The following is a 16895-nucleotide window of genomic DNA, read 5'->3' as shown; positions in this document are numbered from 1 at the left end:
GGATACGGGCCCAGGAGTGGGCCCTCGACGCCATCCGCGTCGAGGACGCCTGGCGTACCACCCGTGGCGACGGCGTCACCGTCGCCATCCTCGACACCGGGGTCGACGACCAGCACCCGGACCTCGCGGGCCAGGTCCTCACCGGCAAGGACCTGATCGGCTTCGGAGCGGGCCGCGGCGACCGGGCCTGGGCGCGGCATGGCACCGCCATGGCCGGGATCGTCGCGGGCCGCGGCCACGGCCCCGGCCGTGAGGACGGTGTGCTCGGCGTCGCCCCCGCCGCGAAGATCCTGCCCGTCCGGGTGATCCTCGAGGACGCCGACCCGGCGCGGAAGAAGGCCCGCGGTGCCCGTGGCAACGCGCTGGCCGAGGGCATCCGCTGGGCCGCCGACCACGGCGCCGACGTGATCAACCTCTCCCTCGGCGACGACAGCAAGTCCGCCCACCCGGAGGCGCGGGAGGACGCCGCGGTCCAGTACGCCCTGAGCAAGGGCGCTGTCGTGGTCGCCTCGGCGGGCAACGGCGGAGAGGAGGGCGACCATGTCTCGTACCCGGCCGCCTACCCCGGTGTGATCGCCGTGACCGCCGTCGACCGCTACGGCAGCCGGGCCCCTTTCTCCACCCGCCGCTGGTACGCCACGGTCTGCGCTCCCGGGGTCGACGTGGTCATCGCCGACCCCGACCGCCACTACTACGAGGGCTGGGGCACCAGCGCGGCCGCCGCCTTCGTCTCCGGTGCGGTCGCCCTGGTCCGTTCCGCACACCCCGATCTGAGCCCTGTTCAGATCAAGAAGCTGCTCGCCGACACCGCGCGGGACAGCCCGGAGGGCGGCCGCAGCGACGACCGTGGTGCGGGACTGGTCGACGCCGCGGCGGCGATCCGGGCCGGCGGCAGGCTCACGCCCCGGCCCCAGCGGCCGTCCCCGGCCCCCTACGAGCAGCGCTACTTCGGCGCGGGGCCCGACGAGGAGCGGGCCGAGGACGGTGCGACGGATGCCCTGGCTCCCGTCGCGGCCGGAGCCGGCGCCGTCCTCCTGGCCACTGCCGTGGCCCTCTGGCGCACCGGCCGCCGCGGGACGCCCGTACGGCCCCACTGACCCCGGCCGATACCCTCGGGGCGTGGCGCTCAAGAACATCCCGGACTCCGGCTTCTCCGATGACGACGGCTCTGCCGACCCCCGGCTCGCGGCCGCACTCGCCGCCTACGCCGACGACCGTGCCGCCGAGCCCCAGGTGCTCTCGGCCCTCCCCGGCGCCAGGCTGCTGGTGCCCGTGGTCGCCGTCCTCGGCGAGACGGAGACCGGGCCGGACGGACTGCGCCGTGAGAAGACCAGCGATATGGCGGTGCCGACCCTGAAGGGGCCCGGAGGCCGCCGGGCCCTTCCGGCCTTCACCTCCTCGGAGTCCCTGGCCCGCTGGGACCCCGAGGCCCGCCCCGTGGCCGTACCGCTGCACCGGACGCTCCAGGCCGCCGCCCACGAACAGGCCGACACCATCGTCCTGGACCTCGCCGGTCCCGTGCCCTATCAGCTGACCGGCCCCGCGCTGCTCGCCCTCGCGGAGGGCCGGGAGAGCGCCGATCCGCTGGCCGACCCGGCCGTCGCCGAAGCCGTACGGGCCGTTCTCGCCGGCGAACCCGGCGTGGTGCGAGCCCATCTGGCCGCCGGCGGGGAGGCCGACGGCACGCTGGCCCTGGCTCTCGCACCCGAGGTCCCCGCCCGCGAGGTGGCCCGGCGCGTGGCGACCGCACTGGCCGGCGACGCGGTGCTGCGGGCCCGGCTGGTGCGTGGTCTGGATCTGGCGCTGCTTCCCGCGGAGGCCGCGATCCCGGGTGAGCCGCTCTTCGTCCGGCAGGCGTAGTGCCCTGATCCGCCTCACAATGCAGAGAGGCTGTGTGATCTTTGCTAGGAGGGCGAGATGGCTGAGACGACGACGCGCGGACTCGGCCTGCGCTCGGTCGCCACGCCCACGGTCGTGGCGGAGTTCCTCGGAACCCTGCTGCTCGTGTTCTTCGCCGTCGGTTCGGCGGTCCTCGGCGCCGAGTACGTCGGCACGGTCGGCATCGCCCTGACGTTCGGCTTCGTCCTGCTCGCGCTCGCCTACACCTTCGGCCCGGTCTCGGGCTGTCATCTGAACCCGGCGGTCACCCTGGGCATGCTGCTGGCCAAGCGCATCACGCCCCGTACGGCGCTGGAGTACGTGGTCGCGCAGCTGATCGGCGCTGTCGTCGGAGCGGCCCTGCTGTTCCTGCTGGCCGAACAAGTACCGGGGCTGGAGACGACCGGCGGGTTCGGCAGCAACGGCTACGGATACCGCTCGGCCGTGGGGGTCAATATCTTCGGCGCGTTCCTCGCCGAGATCGTGCTGACGTTTCTGCTGGTCTATGTCTATCTGGCCGTGACCCGTGATCTGGTGGTGATCGGTCTGGCCGGTCTGCCGATCGGTCTGAGCCTGGCCGTGGTCAACCTGGTGGGGATCCCGCTGACGGGCACCTCGGTCAACCCGGCGCGCAGCCTCGCCCCCGCGCTCTTCGCCGGCGCGGACGCGATGGCGCAGATCTGGCTGTTCCTCATCGCGCCGCTGGTCGGCGGGGCGCTCGCCGCGCTCGTGTACGGCCTCACGCACCCGGCCGGGCCGCTCGGGGTCACCCGGGCCGCCACTACGGACGTATCCGAGTGACGGAGGGACCGCCGCTCCGTTCCGTTCTCGGCGCCGACGCCCTCGACTCCGTTCGAGCGCGAACGGGCCGACAGCCCGGGCGATCGTCAGCCGAGACGGTGTCGCCGGGCAGGCCTCAGCCGTAGGCGGTGGACTCCTGGGCCGGGGCGTGCGCGGTGGACGGGGCCGACGGTCCGGGGAGTGCGCGGTGGACGGGGCGTCGGTCCGGGGCGTTCGGCCGTGGTCGGGCCGCCGGGCCCGGGGGCATCACCCGTGACGGGACCGCTCCGTCAGGGCGTCAGGCGTAGACGGGGCCGCCGGTCAGGGCACCACTCGTAACGAGAACGTCAGGCCGGGGCATCGCCCGTACGGGACGACCGGGCCGGGGCATCGCCCGTAACGGGACGGTCTGGACACGACCCGTAACGGGACCGCCTGGTCGGGGCGTCAGCCGTAGACGGGGCCGGTGAACTTCTCGCCCGGACCCTGGCCCGGCTCGTCCGGCACCACGGACGCCTCCCGGAAGGCCAGCTGGAGCGACTTCAGTCCGTCGCGCAGCGGCGAGGCGTGGTACGAGCCGACCTCGGTCGCGCTCGCGGTGACCAGACCGGCCAGCGCAGTGATCAGCTTGCGCGCCTCGTCCAGGTCCTTGTGGTCGGAGCCGTCCTCGGCCAGCCCCAGATTCACCGCGGCCGCGCTCATCAGGTGCACGGCGACCGTCGTGATGACCTCGACCGCGGGCACGTCCGCGATATCGCGGGTCATCGTGTCGAAATCGGGCGCCTGCCCCTGGGGCTCGGGCGTCGGCTGCTGCGGGGTGGCGTCACTCATGGCTTCAGGCTTCACTTTCGGCTGGACGGTTGACCTCAGCCTATGGCCCCGTCCACACGGGTGGGGACCTGGCCCGGACGCTGGTATGCTTGTTGATTGACCGGCCGGACACGCCTGTGCCCGGCCCGCAAGTGGAGGCTCCGAACTCCCACCTGACCGATCCCACGGATCGGTGGGTCACCGGTCAGGCAGCGCCCGTCGTTCCGTACGGACGACGCGGAGCTGCCCGATGCGCCCCGCGGTGAGCCGCGGCGGTGTTCCCGGTTCGCGAGGAGCTCCGCCTGTGTCCCGTTCGGGGCGTTTTCCGCGTCCGGGGCAGGGGTCGACAGATACAGACGTGACGCGGTTGTCCGCCAGGCAATCGCGTGGTGCAACCGAGGAGGCCCCATCAGCGCCGAGCCCCGCATCAACGACCGGATCCGAGTCCCCGAGGTGCGACTCGTCGGTCCCAGTGGCGAGCAGGTCGGCATCGTGCCGCTTGCCAAGGCACTGGAGCTTGCGCAGGAGTACGACCTCGACCTGGTCGAGGTGGCGGCGAACGCCCGTCCGCCGGTGTGCAAGCTCATGGACTACGGGAAGTTCAAGTACGAGTCGGCCATGAAGGCACGTGAGGCGCGCAAAAACCAGGCGCACACGGTCATCAAGGAGATGAAGCTCCGGCCGAAGATCGACCCGCACGACTACGACACCAAAAAGGGTCACGTCGTCCGGTTCCTCAAGCAGGGCGACAAGGTCAAGATCACGATCATGTTCCGTGGCCGCGAGCAGTCCCGCCCCGAGCTGGGCTACCGACTGCTGCAGCGTTTGGCGGAGGACGTCCAGGACCTCGGCTTCGTCGAGTCCAACCCGAAGCAGGACGGCCGAAACATGATCATGGTCCTCGGCCCGCACAAGAAGAAGACCGAGGCGATGGCCGAAGCCCGTGAGGCGCAGGCCGCCCGCAAGGCGGAGCGCAGCGGCGCCCCCGCCGAGGCGGCCGAGGAGCACGTCGAGGCGTGATCCCGGTTCCCTCCGGGAAAGACGGGGCTCCGGCCCCGGACACCAACCGAAACAGCTGACGCTTCCGTATGCCGGTTTCACCGGCTTGCTGAACCGGAAGCGCCACCGACGAGGAGAGAACGGCGACATGCCGAAGAACAAGACGCACAGTGGTGCCAGCAAGCGCTTCAAGCTCACCGGCTCCGGCAAGGTGATGCGCCAGCGCGCCGGTCGCCGCCACCTTCTCGAGCACAAGCCGTCCACGCTGACGCGCCGCCTTGCCGGCAAGACCGAGATGGCCCCGGCCGACGCCAAGAAGATCAAGAAGCTTCTCGGCAAGTGACGTACCCGCCCCGGGCGTCGCACGACGTCGCAGACCGGGGCGTACGCCGTACACCGGGACCTATCCGATTCCGGGTCGTGTGACTCACCCGCGGCCCCGTACAAGGAGTTAACAAGTGGCACGCGTCAAGCGGGCAGTCAACGCTCACAAGAAGCGCCGGGCGATCCTCGAGCAGGCCAGCGGCTACCGCGGCCAGCGTTCCCGCCTGTACCGCAAGGCCAAGGAGCAGGTCACCCACTCCCTGGTCTACAACTACAACGACCGCAAGAAGCGCAAGGGCGACTTCCGTCAGCTGTGGATCCAGCGGATCAACGCCGCTGCCCGCGCCAACGGCATCACCTACAACCGCTTCATTCAGGGTCTGAAGGCCGCCAACATCGAGGTGGACCGCAAGATCCTCGCGGAGCTGGCGGTCAACGACGCCAACGCCTTCGCCGCGCTCGTCGAGGTGGCCCAGAAGGCGCTGCCGAGCGACGTCAACGCGCCGAAGGCCGCCTGACCCGGCGATCCGACAGCGTTCAGCGGACCCGCAGGCCTCCCGGTCTGCGGGTCCGTCGCTGTCTGCGCCCGTCCGGTACGCGTCCGCGCCCGTCCGGTACGCGTCCGCGCCCGCATCCGTATGGCCCGCGCCCGTCCCGTCCGAGCCCCATCCGTCCGTATGCGCCCGCGTCCGCAGGCGTGCGTGTCCGGGCGTCGTCCGTACGCTGCGTACGTGACCGTGACCGTACGCGTCCGCGCCGGTGAGTACGCGTCCGCGCCGAGGCCGTATGCGTCCGTCCGTTCCCGACGCGTCCCGGCCCGCCCCCGAGCCGACCGAAGACCCGTCCCCGACCGAAGACCCGTCCCCGAGCTGTCCGAAGAAGTGAGCCGCCGCCCATGGGCCCTGCCGAGCCGATCTCCCCGCGTTCCTCCCGCGTCGCCGCCGCCCGCCGGCTGGCCCGGCGCAACTTCCGGGTGAAGGAGCGCCGGTTCATCGCCGAAGGACCACAGGCCGTACGCGAGGCGGCATTGCACCGCGGTGGCGGCGAGCCCACCCTGACCGAGCTCTTCGCCACCGCCGAGGCCGCCGACCGGCACGCGGGCATCATCGAGGCCGCCCGGGACGCCGGAGCGCGCGTTCACACCGCGGGGGACGATGTCGTCGCCGACCTCTCGCAGACCGTGACGCCACAGGGCCTGGTCGGGGTCTGCCGCTTCCTCGACCAGCCCTTCGACGAGATCCTCGCCGCCCGCCCGCGGCTCGTCGCCGTCCTGGCCAACGTCCGGGATCCCGGCAACGCCGGAACCGTGCTGCGCTGCGCCGACGCCGCGGGGGCCGACGCCGTCGTCCTCACCGACGCGTCCGTCGACCTCTACAACCCCAAGGCCGTACGGGCCTCGGTCGGCAGCCTGTTCCACCTTCCCGTCGCGGTGGGGGTGCCCGTCGAGCAGGCCGTTCAGGGCCTCCAGAAGGCCGGCGTACGGATCGTCGCCGCCGACGGCGCGGGCGAGCGCGACCTCGACACCGAGCTCGACGAAGGCGTCCTGGGCCGTCCCACCGCCTGGATCTTCGGCAACGAGGCGTGGGGGCTCCCGGAGGAGACCCGCGCACTCGCGGACACGGTGGTGCGCGTGCCCATTCACGGCAAGGCCGAAAGCCTCAACCTCGCAACGGCCGCCGCCGTGTGCCTCTATGCATCCGCTCGTGCGCAGCGTGCAGCCGGAGGGTGCCGCTCCGTCACCCCGAGCTAGTAGGGTTGCGCCGCGGGGGGCCCGAAAGGGGGGTGCGGGGATGGATGCCAGGACTTCGGCCGAGTGCGCCCGGAACCGGAGTGCATCCGACTCTCCGTCCGGTCCTGAACCCGGCCTTCCCGAACCCGGTCTTCCAGCACCGGGCACTCCCCGAACCGCCCTTCCCGAACTCGGCCTGGACCCCGACGATCTGCCCGACGGTCTCGTCGTCGCGGACGAGACCGGCCGGATCCTCTGCTTCAACGCCGCGGCCGCCCGTATCACCGCGCTCAGCCCCGCCGAGGCGATCGGCCGCCGGTTCGAGCGCGCGCTGCCCCTGGAGGATCTGGAAGGCCGCCGCTGGTGGACCGTGACCGACCCGTACGGCGGGCTCGCCACCCGCGTCGGACAGCCGGAGCGCAATCTGCTGCTGCCCGGCGGCCGTGAGGTGCTGGTCTCCGCCCGCTATGTACGCCGCAGTCCCACCGGGCCCGTCCACCGGCTGGTCATCACCCTCCGTGGCACCGAGGCGCGCCGCCGCACCGAGCGCAGCCACGCCGAGCTGATCGCCACCGTCGCCCATGAGCTGCGCTCCCCGCTGACCTCGGTGAAGGGCTTCACCGCGACGCTGCTCGCCAAGTGGGAGCGGTTCACCGACGACCAGAAGAAACTGATGCTGGAGACCGTCGACGCCGACGCCAACCGCGTCACCCGGCTCATTGCCGAGCTGCTCGACATCTCCCGCATCGACTCCGGCCGCTTGGAGCTCCGCCGCCAGCCCGTGGACATGGTGGCGGCCGTACAGCGCCATGTGGCCTCGCTCACCGGCACCGGACAGCCCGACGACCGCTTCGACGTCCGGACCGTGAGCCCGCTCCCCGAGCTGTGGGCGGATCCCGACAAAGTCGACCAGGTGCTGGGCAATCTGCTGGAAAATGCGGTGCGGCACGGCGAGGGAACCGTCACCATCGAGGTGGCACCCGCCCCCACCCGTATTCAGGAAGAAGGAACGGCCGTCACCGTGAGCGACGAGGGCCCCGGCATCCCCGAGGAGTCGATGAGCCGCGTCTTCACCCGCTTCTGGCGGGGCAGCAAGCGCGGCGGCACCGGCCTGGGGCTGTACATCGTCAAGGGCATCGTGGAAGCGCACGGCGGTGTGATCGAGGTCGGCCGGGCCCCCGGCGGCGGCGCCCAGTTCCGATTTACGTTGCCCGTGGGCGCCCCGGCCTTCATGGCCTGAGCGGCCCGCGGGCTTCTTCCCCGCGAGATCCCCGCCGGTTCCCCCCGGGCCTCCGGTGGGGGCACACGCACCTCGCGCCCCGTAGACTCGGCCTTTGGCACCTTTGGCAGCCTCGGCCGCCTTGCCACCGAGCGTGGGCAGCGCCATCCAGCCAATTCGGAAACATGGGAAGAGATGTCGGCACCCAATAAGTCGTACGACCCTGTCGAGGTCGAGGCACTGAAACCGGAAGAGATCGCCCGTATGCGCGACGAGGCGCTCGCCGCCATCTCGGCGGCCGGCGACCTCGAAGCCCTGCACGAAGCGAAGGTCGCCCACAGCGGCGACCGGTCCCCGCTGGCCCTGGCCAACCGGGAGATCGGAGCGCTTCCGCCGCACGCCAAGGCGGACGCGGGCAAGCGCGTCGGAGGCGCCCGCGGCGAGGTCAACCGAGCGCTCAAGGCCCGCCAGGAGGAGCTGGAGGCGGAGCGCGACGCACGCGTGCTGGTCGAGGAGGCGGTGGACGTCACGCTGCCGTACGACCGCACCCCCGCCGGCGCCCGGCACCCGCTGACCACCCTCTCCGAGCGCATCGAGGACATCTTCGTGGCCATGGGCTACGAGGTCGCCGAGGGCCCCGAGGTCGAGGCGGAGTGGTTCAACTTCGACGCGCTGAACTTCCCGCCGGACCACCCTGCCCGCGCCATGCAGGACACCTTCTTCGTCCAGGGCCCCGACGGCTCGAAGGACACGGGGGAGGAGTCCGGTGTCGTGCTGCGCACCCACACCTCGCCGGTGCAGGTCCGCTCCATGCTCGACCGTGAGCCGCCCGTCTATGTGATCTGCCCCGGACGGGTGTTCCGCACCGACGAGCTGGACGCCACCCACACCCCCGTCTTCCACCAAGTCGAGCTGCTCGCCATCGACGAGGGCCTGACCATGGCGGACCTCAAGGGCACCCTGGACCACATGGTGCGGGCGCTCTTCGGCGAGGACATGAGCACCCGGCTGCGGCCGAACTTCTTCCCCTTCACCGAGCCGTCCGCCGAGATGGACATGGAGTGCTACGTGTGCCGGGGCGCGTCGGTCGGCGACCCGGACCGCCCGTGCCGCACCTGCGGCAGCGAGGGCTGGATCGAACTGGGCGGCTGCGGCATGGTCAACCCGCGGGTCCTGATCGCCGCCGGTATCGACCCGGAGAAGTACAGCGGATTCGCCTTCGGGTTCGGCATCGAGCGGATGCTGATGTTCCGCCACAACGTCGAGGACATGCGAGACATGGTCGAGGGTGACGTTCGCTTCACCCGGCCTTTCGGGATGGAGATCTGATGCGGGTCCCGCTTTCCTGGCTGCGGGAGTACGTCGACCTGCCGGCCGGTGAGACCGGTCGTGACGTACAGGCCAAGCTCGTTTCCGCGGGGCTCGAGGTCGAGAGGGTCGAGCAGCTCGGCACCGGCCTCAAGGGCCCCCTGGTGGTCGGCAAGGTGCTGGCCATCGAGGAGCTGACGGAGTTCAAGAAGCCGATCCGCTACTGCCAGGTGGATGTCGGCCAGGCCAATGGCACCGGCGAGCCGCAGAACATCATCTGCGGTGCCAGTAACTTCCGGGTGGGCGACAAGGTCGTCGTCGTGCTGCCCGGCGCCGTGCTGCCCGGTGACTTCCAGATCACCGCGCGCACGACCTACGGCAGGACCTCCGAGGGCATGATCTGCTCCGCGAGCGAGCTGGGCATGTCCGACGAGCACGACGGCATCATCGTGCTCCCTCCGGAGCACGAGACCGGCACCGACGCCATCGAGCTGCTCGAGCTCTACGACGAGGTGCTCGACATCGCCGTCACCCCCGACCGCGGCTACTGCCTGTCCCTGCGGGGAGTCGCGCGCGAGACGGCCACCGCGTACGGCCTGCCGCTCAGCGATCCGGCGCTGCTGGACGTGCCGTCCCCCAACTCCTACGGCTACCAGGTCGAGATCGACGACCCTGTGGGCTGCGACCGCTTCACCGCCCGTACGGTCACCGGCGTCGACCCGGAGGCGCGCTCCCCGATCTGGCTGCAGCGCCGGCTGCAGAAGGCCGGGATGCGCCCGGTCTCGCTCGCGGTCGACATCACCAACTATGTGATGCTCGAACTCGGCCAGCCGCTGCACGCCTACGACCGCTCCCGGGTCGACGGGCCGATCGGGGTGCGCCGCGCCACGCCGGGGGAGAAGTTCACCACCCTCGACGGCACCCAGCGCGTCCTCGACCCCGAGGACCTGGTGATCACCGACAACTCCGGTCCCATCGGCCTCGCGGGCGTCATGGGCGGGGCCAACACCGAGATCGCCGAGCCCGTCGTCGATCCCGGGACCGGCGAGGCCAGGGGCACCACCGAGATCGTCATCGAGGCCGCGCACTTCGACCCGATCGCGATCGCCCGCACCTCCCGTCGCCACAAGCTGTCCTCCGAGGCGTCCAAGCGCTTCGAGCGGGGCGTCGACCCGCAGGCCGCCGCGGCGGCCGCCCAGCGGACCGTCGATCTGCTGGTGCTGCTCGCGGGCGGCACCGCCGAGGCCGGTGTCACGGAGGTCGTCACCCCCAGCGGGCCGCGCACCATCCGTATCCCCGCCGACCACCCGGACCGCGTCGCGGGCGTCGGCTACGGCCGTGAGACCGTCGTCCGCCGCCTCCAGCAGGTCGGCTGCGACGTCTACGGCCAGGACGAGCTGACCGTCACCTTGCCCAGCTGGCGGCCCGACCTCACCGACCCGAACGACCTCGCCGAAGAGGTCATCCGGCTGGAGGGGTACGAGAACCTGCCGTCGACCCTGCCGCGGCCGCCCGCCGGCCGCGGTCTGACCGAGCGGCAGCGGCTGCACCGCAGGGTGGGCCGTGCACTCGCCGGCACCGGGTACGTCGAGGCGCCGAACTACCCCTTCATCGGCGAGCAGGTCTTCGACGACCTCGGGCTCGACGCGGACGACCCGCGCCGTGATGTCGTACGGCTGGTCAACCCGCTCTCGCACACCGAGCCCGCACTGCGCACCACCCTGCTGCCCGGCCTGCTGGCCGCGCTGCACCGCAACCACAGCCGCGGCGAGCACGATCTCGCGCTCTTCGAGACCGGACTCGTCTTCCGGCCGACGGGCGACGAGGCGGAGCCCGTACGGCCGCCCGTCGACCGCCGCCCGACCGACGAGGAGATCGCCCGGCTGAACGCCGCGCTGCCCGCGCAGCCACGGCGCGTGGCCGTCGTCCTCGCCGGCGCCCGCGAACAGGCGGGCTGGTGGGCCGAGGCCCGCCCGGCGACCTGGGCGGACGCCGTCGAGGCAGGTCGTACCGTCGCCCGCGAGGCCGGGGTGGAGCTGATCGTCCGCCAGGACCAGCACGCGCCCTGGCACCCGGGCCGCTGCGCCGCTCTGCTGGCCGTGGTCGACGGCGAGGAGGTGCTCGTCGGCCACGCCGGTGAGCTGCACCCGCGGGTCATCAAGGCACTCGGCCTGCCGGAGCGCACCAGTGCGATGGAGATCGAGCTCGACCGTCTGGAGCGGGCGGCGGCCGGGCCCGTCCAGGCCCCGCACGTCTCGACCTTCCCGGTGGCGACCCAGGACGTCGCTCTGGTGGTGGACGCCGGCGTCCCGGCAGCCGACGTCGAGGCGGCCCTGCGAGCCGGTGCCGGTGAACTCCTCGAGTCGCTGCGGCTGTTCGACGTCTTCACCGGCGAGCAGCTCGGCGAGGGCAACAAGTCGCTGGCGTACGCGCTGCGGTTCCGCGCCCCCGACCGGACGCTGACCGTGGAGGAGGCGTCGGCAGCCCGCGACGCCGCCGTCGCGGCTGCGGCCGAGCGCACGGGAGCGGTGCTGCGCGGGGCGTAGCGGCCCGCGGCCCGCGGCCCGCAGTGATGTGAGAGGAGTGGGTGCACCCGGCCGCCGGGTGCACCCGCTCCCTGCTGCTCCGCCGACTTCGTTGGCGGAGCCCGTGTCCTCGGCCGGGCCCGTCGGTGTATGCGCCGTGGCGGATATCGGCGGCGACGAGGTGAACGAGCACCCCGAGGAGCACAGGGACCGCTTCATGACCGCCGCGCGGGCAGCCTCGCCGCCAACTGACGGCAGCAATCCGGCCGTCCGCTCCGGGCCCCTGTACCGTCCGCTCGTGCCCGGCCGCACCACCACGTCTTCCCGCGGTGGTCACCCGGCGGCGCGGACGGCGCCGCGCGAGGCCCCTGCGCCGCGGACGCGCCGCGTCAGGACCCGTGCGACGCTGGAGACACAGGGGTCACAGAAAGCGCGGGCCCACGGCCACGGGTGGATGCCATGCCGGAGTTGCCGGATGTCGAAGGGTTCCGCGAAACCCTGGTCTCCTGCGCGCGGGGGCGCCGTATCGAACGGATCGATGTGGCCGACGCGGGGGTACTGCACGGCGTGACCCCGGGGCGGCTGAAGCGCGACCTGGAGGGTCACCGGTTCACCGAACCCGAGCGCCACGGCAAGTGGCTGGTCGCCCCCACCGACGGTCCGACCCTGCTGCTGCACTTCGGGATGACCGGGCAACTGGTCTGCTGCTCCGCGTCCGAGCCGGTCGATCCGCACGACCGGGTGGTCTTCACCCTCGATCGGGACGACGACCAGCTGCGCTACCGGGACCAGCGCAAGCTGCAGGGAATCTGGCTCGGCGGCGACGAGACCGTTGAACGGGTCCTCGACGAACAGGGCCCGGACGCGCTGACCGTGGACCGCGCCGAGTTCGGCGCACGCATCTCCGGCCGGCGGGGGAGCATCAAACCGGCGCTCATGGAGCAGTCGGTCATCGCGGGGCTCGGGAACCTTCTTGTCGACGAGATCCTGTGGCGGGCACGCGTGCACCCCTCGCGGCCCGTGCGCGACCTCACCGGCGAAGAGGTCCGGAGCATCCATACCGAGATGCGTCGTGTGCTGAGGGCCTCGGTGAAAGTGGGGAGGGTGCCGCCACGACCGTCCTGGCTCACCGGTCGGCGCGACGACCCCGACGCGACGTGCCCCCGTTGCGGGACCGCGCTGCGCCACAGCCGGGTAGGCGGTCGCCGTACGGTGTGGTGTCCTCGCTGCCAGCCGCCGCCGGACAGCGCATGACGGTCCACGGCCTCGTGGGACCCGTCCGGGCCGATGCGCGATAAGCGATCGCGCAAGAGCGGCGTCACCCGATCGGGTGGGATATCGACGGATAGTGCTTACTCCAGTGCGCACAGTTGTCAGAATCGAGCCGGTCGTCAAGGCTCCCATGGCCGCCGCATGGCGTATGACCGCCGTACGGTCCCGCCCGGAACTGAACGACCGCCCACAGAGCCTGCCAGGGGAGGCCGCGTGCATGATCCGTACCAGGGGGTGGGGTAGGGCATCGCGAGGTGTGTCATGGGTCTGGCGCTGTTTCGTCTTCGCCCTTCCCGGCTTCTGGGTTCTCGGGGTTGTGGCCTGGGAGCTGTTCCGGCCGAGCGGCGCGCAGGCCGTCCAGCTGCTGGCCGCCGCCCCCGCCATTGCCTGCGCGGGCAGTGGCCGTCGCCCCTGTGTGGTCCTGGGCGGGGTCTGCGCGGCCCTCGCCCTGATCCCACTGAGCGCCGTCGAGCCGGAGAACAGCATCGGACCCCGGGTCGGCACCTGCTGTGCGATCTTGGCTGTCGTCGCGGCCAGCTATCTGACGACGGGCCGCAGAATACGTCTCCTACGGGAGCTGGAGCGGAGCCGCGAGGTCGCCACCGCCGCCCAACAGGTGCTGCTGCGCCCGCTCCCGCCGCGGCTCGCAGGCCTGACGGTGGCCGCCGGTCACCTCTCCGCGACCCGGGCGGCCCTGGTGGGCGGCGATCTCTACGAGGCCCTGGCCACGCGGCACGGCGTCCGTATCGTCATCGGGGACGTACGCGGTCACGGTCTCGCCGCCATCGGCGCGGTCGCGGCCCTGCTCGGCAGCTTCCGGGATGCGGCCCATGACGAGCCGGAACTCCCCGGCGTGCTGCGGCGGTTGGATCGCGCGATGGAGCGGCATCTGCGGGAGCGTGCGGAGCGGCCGGGGGCGGACGAGGCGGACCAGGACAGCCGGCTCGCCGAGGAGTTCGTCACCGTACTCCTGCTGGAGGTGAGCGAACACGGGGGTGTGACGGCACTCAACTGCGGTCACCCATGGCCGTATCTGCTGACCCGGAGCGCGGCGGGCCGGGTGCGGGCCGTACGGTTGGGGGGCTGCGAACCGCTGCCTCCGCTCGGGCCCTTCCCGCTGCCCACGGAGCTGCCGGAGCTCCACTGGCCCTGGATGGGGCCCGGCGACACACTCGTGGTGCACACCGACGGTGCGGAGGACGCCCGCGACGCGTCGGGGAACTTCTTTCCCCTGCACCACGCTCTGGTGGCCGCGGCTGAGGGCGGCGGTGCGGGCGGCACCGACGGCGCCTCCGGGATCGTCCCGCGCTCGGTGGTCGACGGTGTGCACGCCGCCCTGCTCCGGCACAGCGGCGGCCGCCTCACGGACGATGTCGCGCTGATGGTGCTGCGCAACGACCGTGACCGCGTACCGGCCGCGTCGACCGCCGCGTCGGTGGCCGACGCCGAGGCTGTCCCGTAGCGGCCCCGGCCGCCCACGGCCGTGTCGCCGCGGAGGCGACCCGCTGCATCCCCGCCCGGGACGACCGGCCAGGGACACACCAGCTCCCGCACGGACACACCAGGCCGCATGGACACGAGGCCGCCCGGACACACCAGGCCGCCGGACACACCAGACCCCGCCCGGACACACACATGGGCGCTCAGGTCCGCGCGAGTCGCCCTGCCGGACCGGGGTGCCGTACGCGGTACGCCGCCGCTCCCGCCCCGCCGCCGACCGGGCGCGTCGCGTGCACGGCACGGAGTGCCGCAGCGCCGTTTCCTCTCGCGATTGGTAGATGTAGGGCCCCGACCGCCCAGGCGAGGAGAGGGCAGACATGGCCGCAGCGACGACCGGACGCGGGACGTCCCTCACCGCGGACGGCACTCCTCCGCACCCCTCCCGCGGCCCTGTGCACCCCGCCGCACCGAAGGCGCCCGGGAGCGAACTCCTCGCCGTGATCGGGCCGGACGATTCCGCCCGCGCTTCCCTGCTGCGTGCCCTCGCCGCCCGGCCGGCCGTCGGCCGCCGGCCCGCGCACGTCCGGGCCCGAGGAGCCGGCGCCCCGGACCCGTACCGCCGAGTCGGCGACCTCCTTGCGGGCGCCCGGCGCGGCAGGCGTATCCGAGGCGAAGCGATGCTCCGAACCCTGGCCGCCGTCGGACTGACCGTGACGGAGACGGCCACGGGGGCCGTGCCGGGGGATCTGTTCCGTCATGCCCGGTACGAAGATCTGGGCCCCGCCGAGCAGTTGCTGCTGGCCCTCGCGCTCGCGCTGGTGCACCGGCCCGCCGTAGTCCTGGTCGCGTCCGCCGACGAAGGTCTCGACGCCGCCGGGCGCCGCCGGGTCTGGGCCGGTCTCCGCCGTGTCGCCGAGGCGGGTACCCCCGTCGTCGCCGCCTGCCGATCAGCCGAGACGGCCGGGGGGTACGCACACCGCACCGTGCTGCTGCCCCACCCGAGCGGGGTGGGCGGGGCCGCGTACGGGCATCGGTGAGTCCCGGACCGGGTGGGCGGGGCGGCGTCGTACGGGCATCGGACCGGGGCGGGGGCCGCGTACGGGCATCCGTGTGAGCGGGCGTGCACCCGGGATCGGGGAGTCCGAACTCGCGCTCCCGGGCGGCCGGTTCACACCCCGTGTGCGTACGGTTCCACTACGCTGAGCTCACCGAGCACACCCGGAGGGCACCATGGAGCCCAACACCCTGCTCGACGCCGTCCTCGACGAAGCAGGTATCTCCCACGCCGGGCTGGCCGCCCACATCAACGAGGCGGGGCGCGCCCGCGGTATGGCACTGCGCTATGAACACACCGCGGTGGCCCGCTGGCTCAAGGGGCAGCGCCCCCGCGGTCGCGTCCCCGACCTGATCTGCGAAGTCCTCGGCGAGCGGCTGCACCGTGCGCTGACCCTCGACGACATCGGGCTCGGCACCGCCGGGAGCGGCCACACCCCGAGCACCCCGTTGTCGGGCTTCGTCGACCGGGCCACCGCGCTCTGGCGCTCCGACGAACAGCAGCGTCCGCATGTGGTGGGGGCGCCGGCGCTGACCGGCACACCGGCCGTGATCCCCGTGTGGGAGTGGGAGAACCCACCTGAGGACGCCGATGTCTCCCGCAGCGGCCAGACCTGCGTCGGCATGGCCGACATCGACATGCTGCGGGCCGCCCGCGCCCACTACGAGCAGATGTACCGCAAGGCCGGCGGGATCGCGACCAGGGCTCGTATCGTGGGCTTCCTCAACTCGGAGACGGCACCGCTGCTGCGGGGCAGCTACACCGACGCCGCCGGACGCCAGCTGCACCGCGCCACCGGCGGGCTGGTGGCCGTGGCCGGTATCTGCGCGTACGACTCGGACGCCCACGGCCTGGCACAGCGGTACTTCCACCAGGCGCTGCGGCTCGCCAAGGCCAGCGGCGACCGCGGCCTCGGCGCCTACGTCATCGCCCTGTTGGTCAACCAGTGCCTGTTCATGGGCGAGTTCCGGCAGGCCGTCGCCTTCGCTGAGTCCGCGCTGCGCTCCGCGGGCCCGCACATCACCCCCGCCCTGGCCTCGGATCTGTACGCGATGCAGGCGAAGTCGTACGCGCGGCTCGGCGACGGGGCGAGTGCACTGTCCTGCATCCGGAGCGCGGAGACGTCGGCCGGCCGTATCCGCCGCGGACAGGAGCCCGCCGAGACCGGTTATGTGCAGCCCGGACTGGTCAATGTGCAGGTGGCGGAGGCCCTGTTCAGCCTCGGTGACCTGCGGGCCGCTCGCGAGCACGCCGCGGCCGCCGTCGGCACCCCCGCCCACGACCGGGGCCGGGTCCACCGCCTGGCCATGCTCACCCATATCGAGCTGCGTCAGGGAGAGGCCGACCGGGCGGTGGCCACCGCGGTGGAGATGACCGAACAGGCCCGCGGTATGGAGTCCCAGCGGCTGCGGGACCGGCTCCGTGCCGTACGGGAACACCTCGTCGCCAGCAAGTGCGCGGCGACGTCCGAGGCGGCCGAGCGGATCGACGGTGCGCTGCGCGTTCCCCTGTGAGCGCTCGCTCTCCCGCTGAGAACTTGCGAATGTTGCCATCCAC

Annotated in this window: 15 protein-coding genes; 14 read left to right on the top strand and 1 reads right to left on the bottom strand. The window is 72.4% G+C overall.

Annotation, left to right across the window (positions count from 1 at the left end; all coding sequences use genetic code 11):
- The 3 genes from mycP to ACTWQE_RS06795 form a co-directional block, all read left to right on the top strand.
- Window positions 1-1097 (top strand): type VII secretion-associated serine protease mycosin (gene mycP, locus ACTWQE_RS06805; protein WP_443327888.1); only part of this gene is annotated, 1097 nt, incomplete at its 5' end.
- A 22-nt stretch (window positions 1098-1119) separates the two neighbouring features.
- Window positions 1120-1860: an SseB family protein gene (locus ACTWQE_RS06800; RefSeq protein ID WP_443327887.1), complete on the top strand. Its 741-nt coding sequence runs from the start codon at window positions 1120-1122 to the stop codon at window positions 1858-1860.
- Between the two features lie 57 nt (window positions 1861-1917).
- Window positions 1918-2679 (top strand): MIP family channel protein, encoded by a 762-nt coding sequence (locus ACTWQE_RS06795; RefSeq protein WP_443327886.1) that lies wholly within the window; start codon window positions 1918-1920, stop codon window positions 2677-2679.
- A 426-nt stretch (window positions 2680-3105) separates the two neighbouring features.
- Here the strand turns inward: ACTWQE_RS06795 and ACTWQE_RS06790 are convergent, their stop codons facing one another.
- Window positions 3106-3489, bottom strand: coding sequence for a DUF1844 domain-containing protein (locus tag ACTWQE_RS06790; RefSeq protein ID WP_443327885.1), 384 nt, complete (start codon window positions 3487-3489; stop codon window positions 3106-3108).
- A gap of 360 nt (window positions 3490-3849) precedes the next feature.
- Between ACTWQE_RS06790 and infC the strand changes: the two genes are divergently transcribed.
- The 11 genes from infC (at window position 3850) to ACTWQE_RS06735 (ending at window position 16852) form a co-directional block, all read left to right on the top strand.
- Window positions 3850-4488 (top strand): translation initiation factor IF-3, encoded by a 639-nt coding sequence (infC, locus tag ACTWQE_RS06785; RefSeq protein WP_443327893.1) that lies wholly within the window; start codon window positions 3850-3852, stop codon window positions 4486-4488.
- Between the two features lie 127 nt (window positions 4489-4615).
- The gene (rpmI, locus tag ACTWQE_RS06780) at window positions 4616-4810 is read left to right on the top strand and encodes a 50S ribosomal protein L35 (protein ID WP_014175142.1); all 195 of its coding nucleotides are present in this window, start codon (window positions 4616-4618) and stop codon (window positions 4808-4810) included.
- A gap of 115 nt (window positions 4811-4925) precedes the next feature.
- Window positions 4926-5309 (top strand): 50S ribosomal protein L20, encoded by a 384-nt coding sequence (gene rplT / locus ACTWQE_RS06775; protein WP_016642495.1) that lies wholly within the window; start codon window positions 4926-4928, stop codon window positions 5307-5309.
- Window positions 5310-5686: 377 nt separating this feature from the next.
- Complete coding sequence (locus ACTWQE_RS06770) at window positions 5687-6541, top strand: TrmH family RNA methyltransferase (protein WP_443327884.1); 855 nt, start codon at window positions 5687-5689, stop codon at window positions 6539-6541.
- 40 nt (window positions 6542-6581) lie between these two features.
- Window positions 6582-7760, top strand: a complete 1179-nt coding sequence (locus ACTWQE_RS06765) for a sensor histidine kinase (RefSeq protein WP_443327883.1) — start codon at window positions 6582-6584, stop codon at window positions 7758-7760.
- Window positions 7761-7934: 174 nt separating this feature from the next.
- A complete protein-coding gene (pheS, locus tag ACTWQE_RS06760) occupies window positions 7935-9068 on the top strand; it encodes a phenylalanine--tRNA ligase subunit alpha (protein WP_443327882.1) in 1134 nt (377 codons plus the stop codon).
- Window positions 9068-11593 (top strand): phenylalanine--tRNA ligase subunit beta, encoded by a 2526-nt coding sequence (gene pheT, locus ACTWQE_RS06755; protein WP_443327881.1) that lies wholly within the window; start codon window positions 9068-9070, stop codon window positions 11591-11593. The genes pheS and pheT overlap by 1 nt, the downstream gene beginning before the upstream one ends.
- A 438-nt stretch (window positions 11594-12031) precedes the next feature.
- Window positions 12032-12826 carry an Fpg/Nei family DNA glycosylase gene (locus ACTWQE_RS06750; RefSeq protein WP_443327880.1) on the top strand — a complete coding sequence of 265 codons (795 nt, stop codon included), beginning with the start codon at window positions 12032-12034 and terminating at the stop codon, window positions 12824-12826.
- Window positions 12827-13061: 235 nt separating this feature from the next.
- Complete coding sequence (locus ACTWQE_RS06745) at window positions 13062-14306, top strand: PP2C family protein-serine/threonine phosphatase (RefSeq protein ID WP_443327879.1); 1245 nt, start codon at window positions 13062-13064, stop codon at window positions 14304-14306.
- Window positions 14307-14661: 355 nt separating this feature from the next.
- A complete protein-coding gene (locus ACTWQE_RS06740) occupies window positions 14662-15321 on the top strand; it encodes a hypothetical protein (RefSeq protein ID WP_443327878.1) in 660 nt (219 codons plus the stop codon).
- A gap of 193 nt (window positions 15322-15514) precedes the next feature.
- On the top strand, window positions 15515-16852 hold the full coding sequence (locus ACTWQE_RS06735) for a transcriptional regulator (RefSeq protein WP_443327877.1): 1338 nt from the start codon (window positions 15515-15517) through the stop codon (window positions 16850-16852).
- Window positions 16853-16895 lie beyond the last annotated feature (43 nt).

It is taken from the genome of Streptomyces sp. 8N706, from assembly GCF_052245415.1.
Classification (GTDB): Bacteria; Actinomycetota; Actinomycetes; order Streptomycetales; family Streptomycetaceae; genus Streptomyces.
Note: the sequence above shows the minus strand (reverse complement) of the source record. Positions and strands in the feature narration are given on the sequence as shown.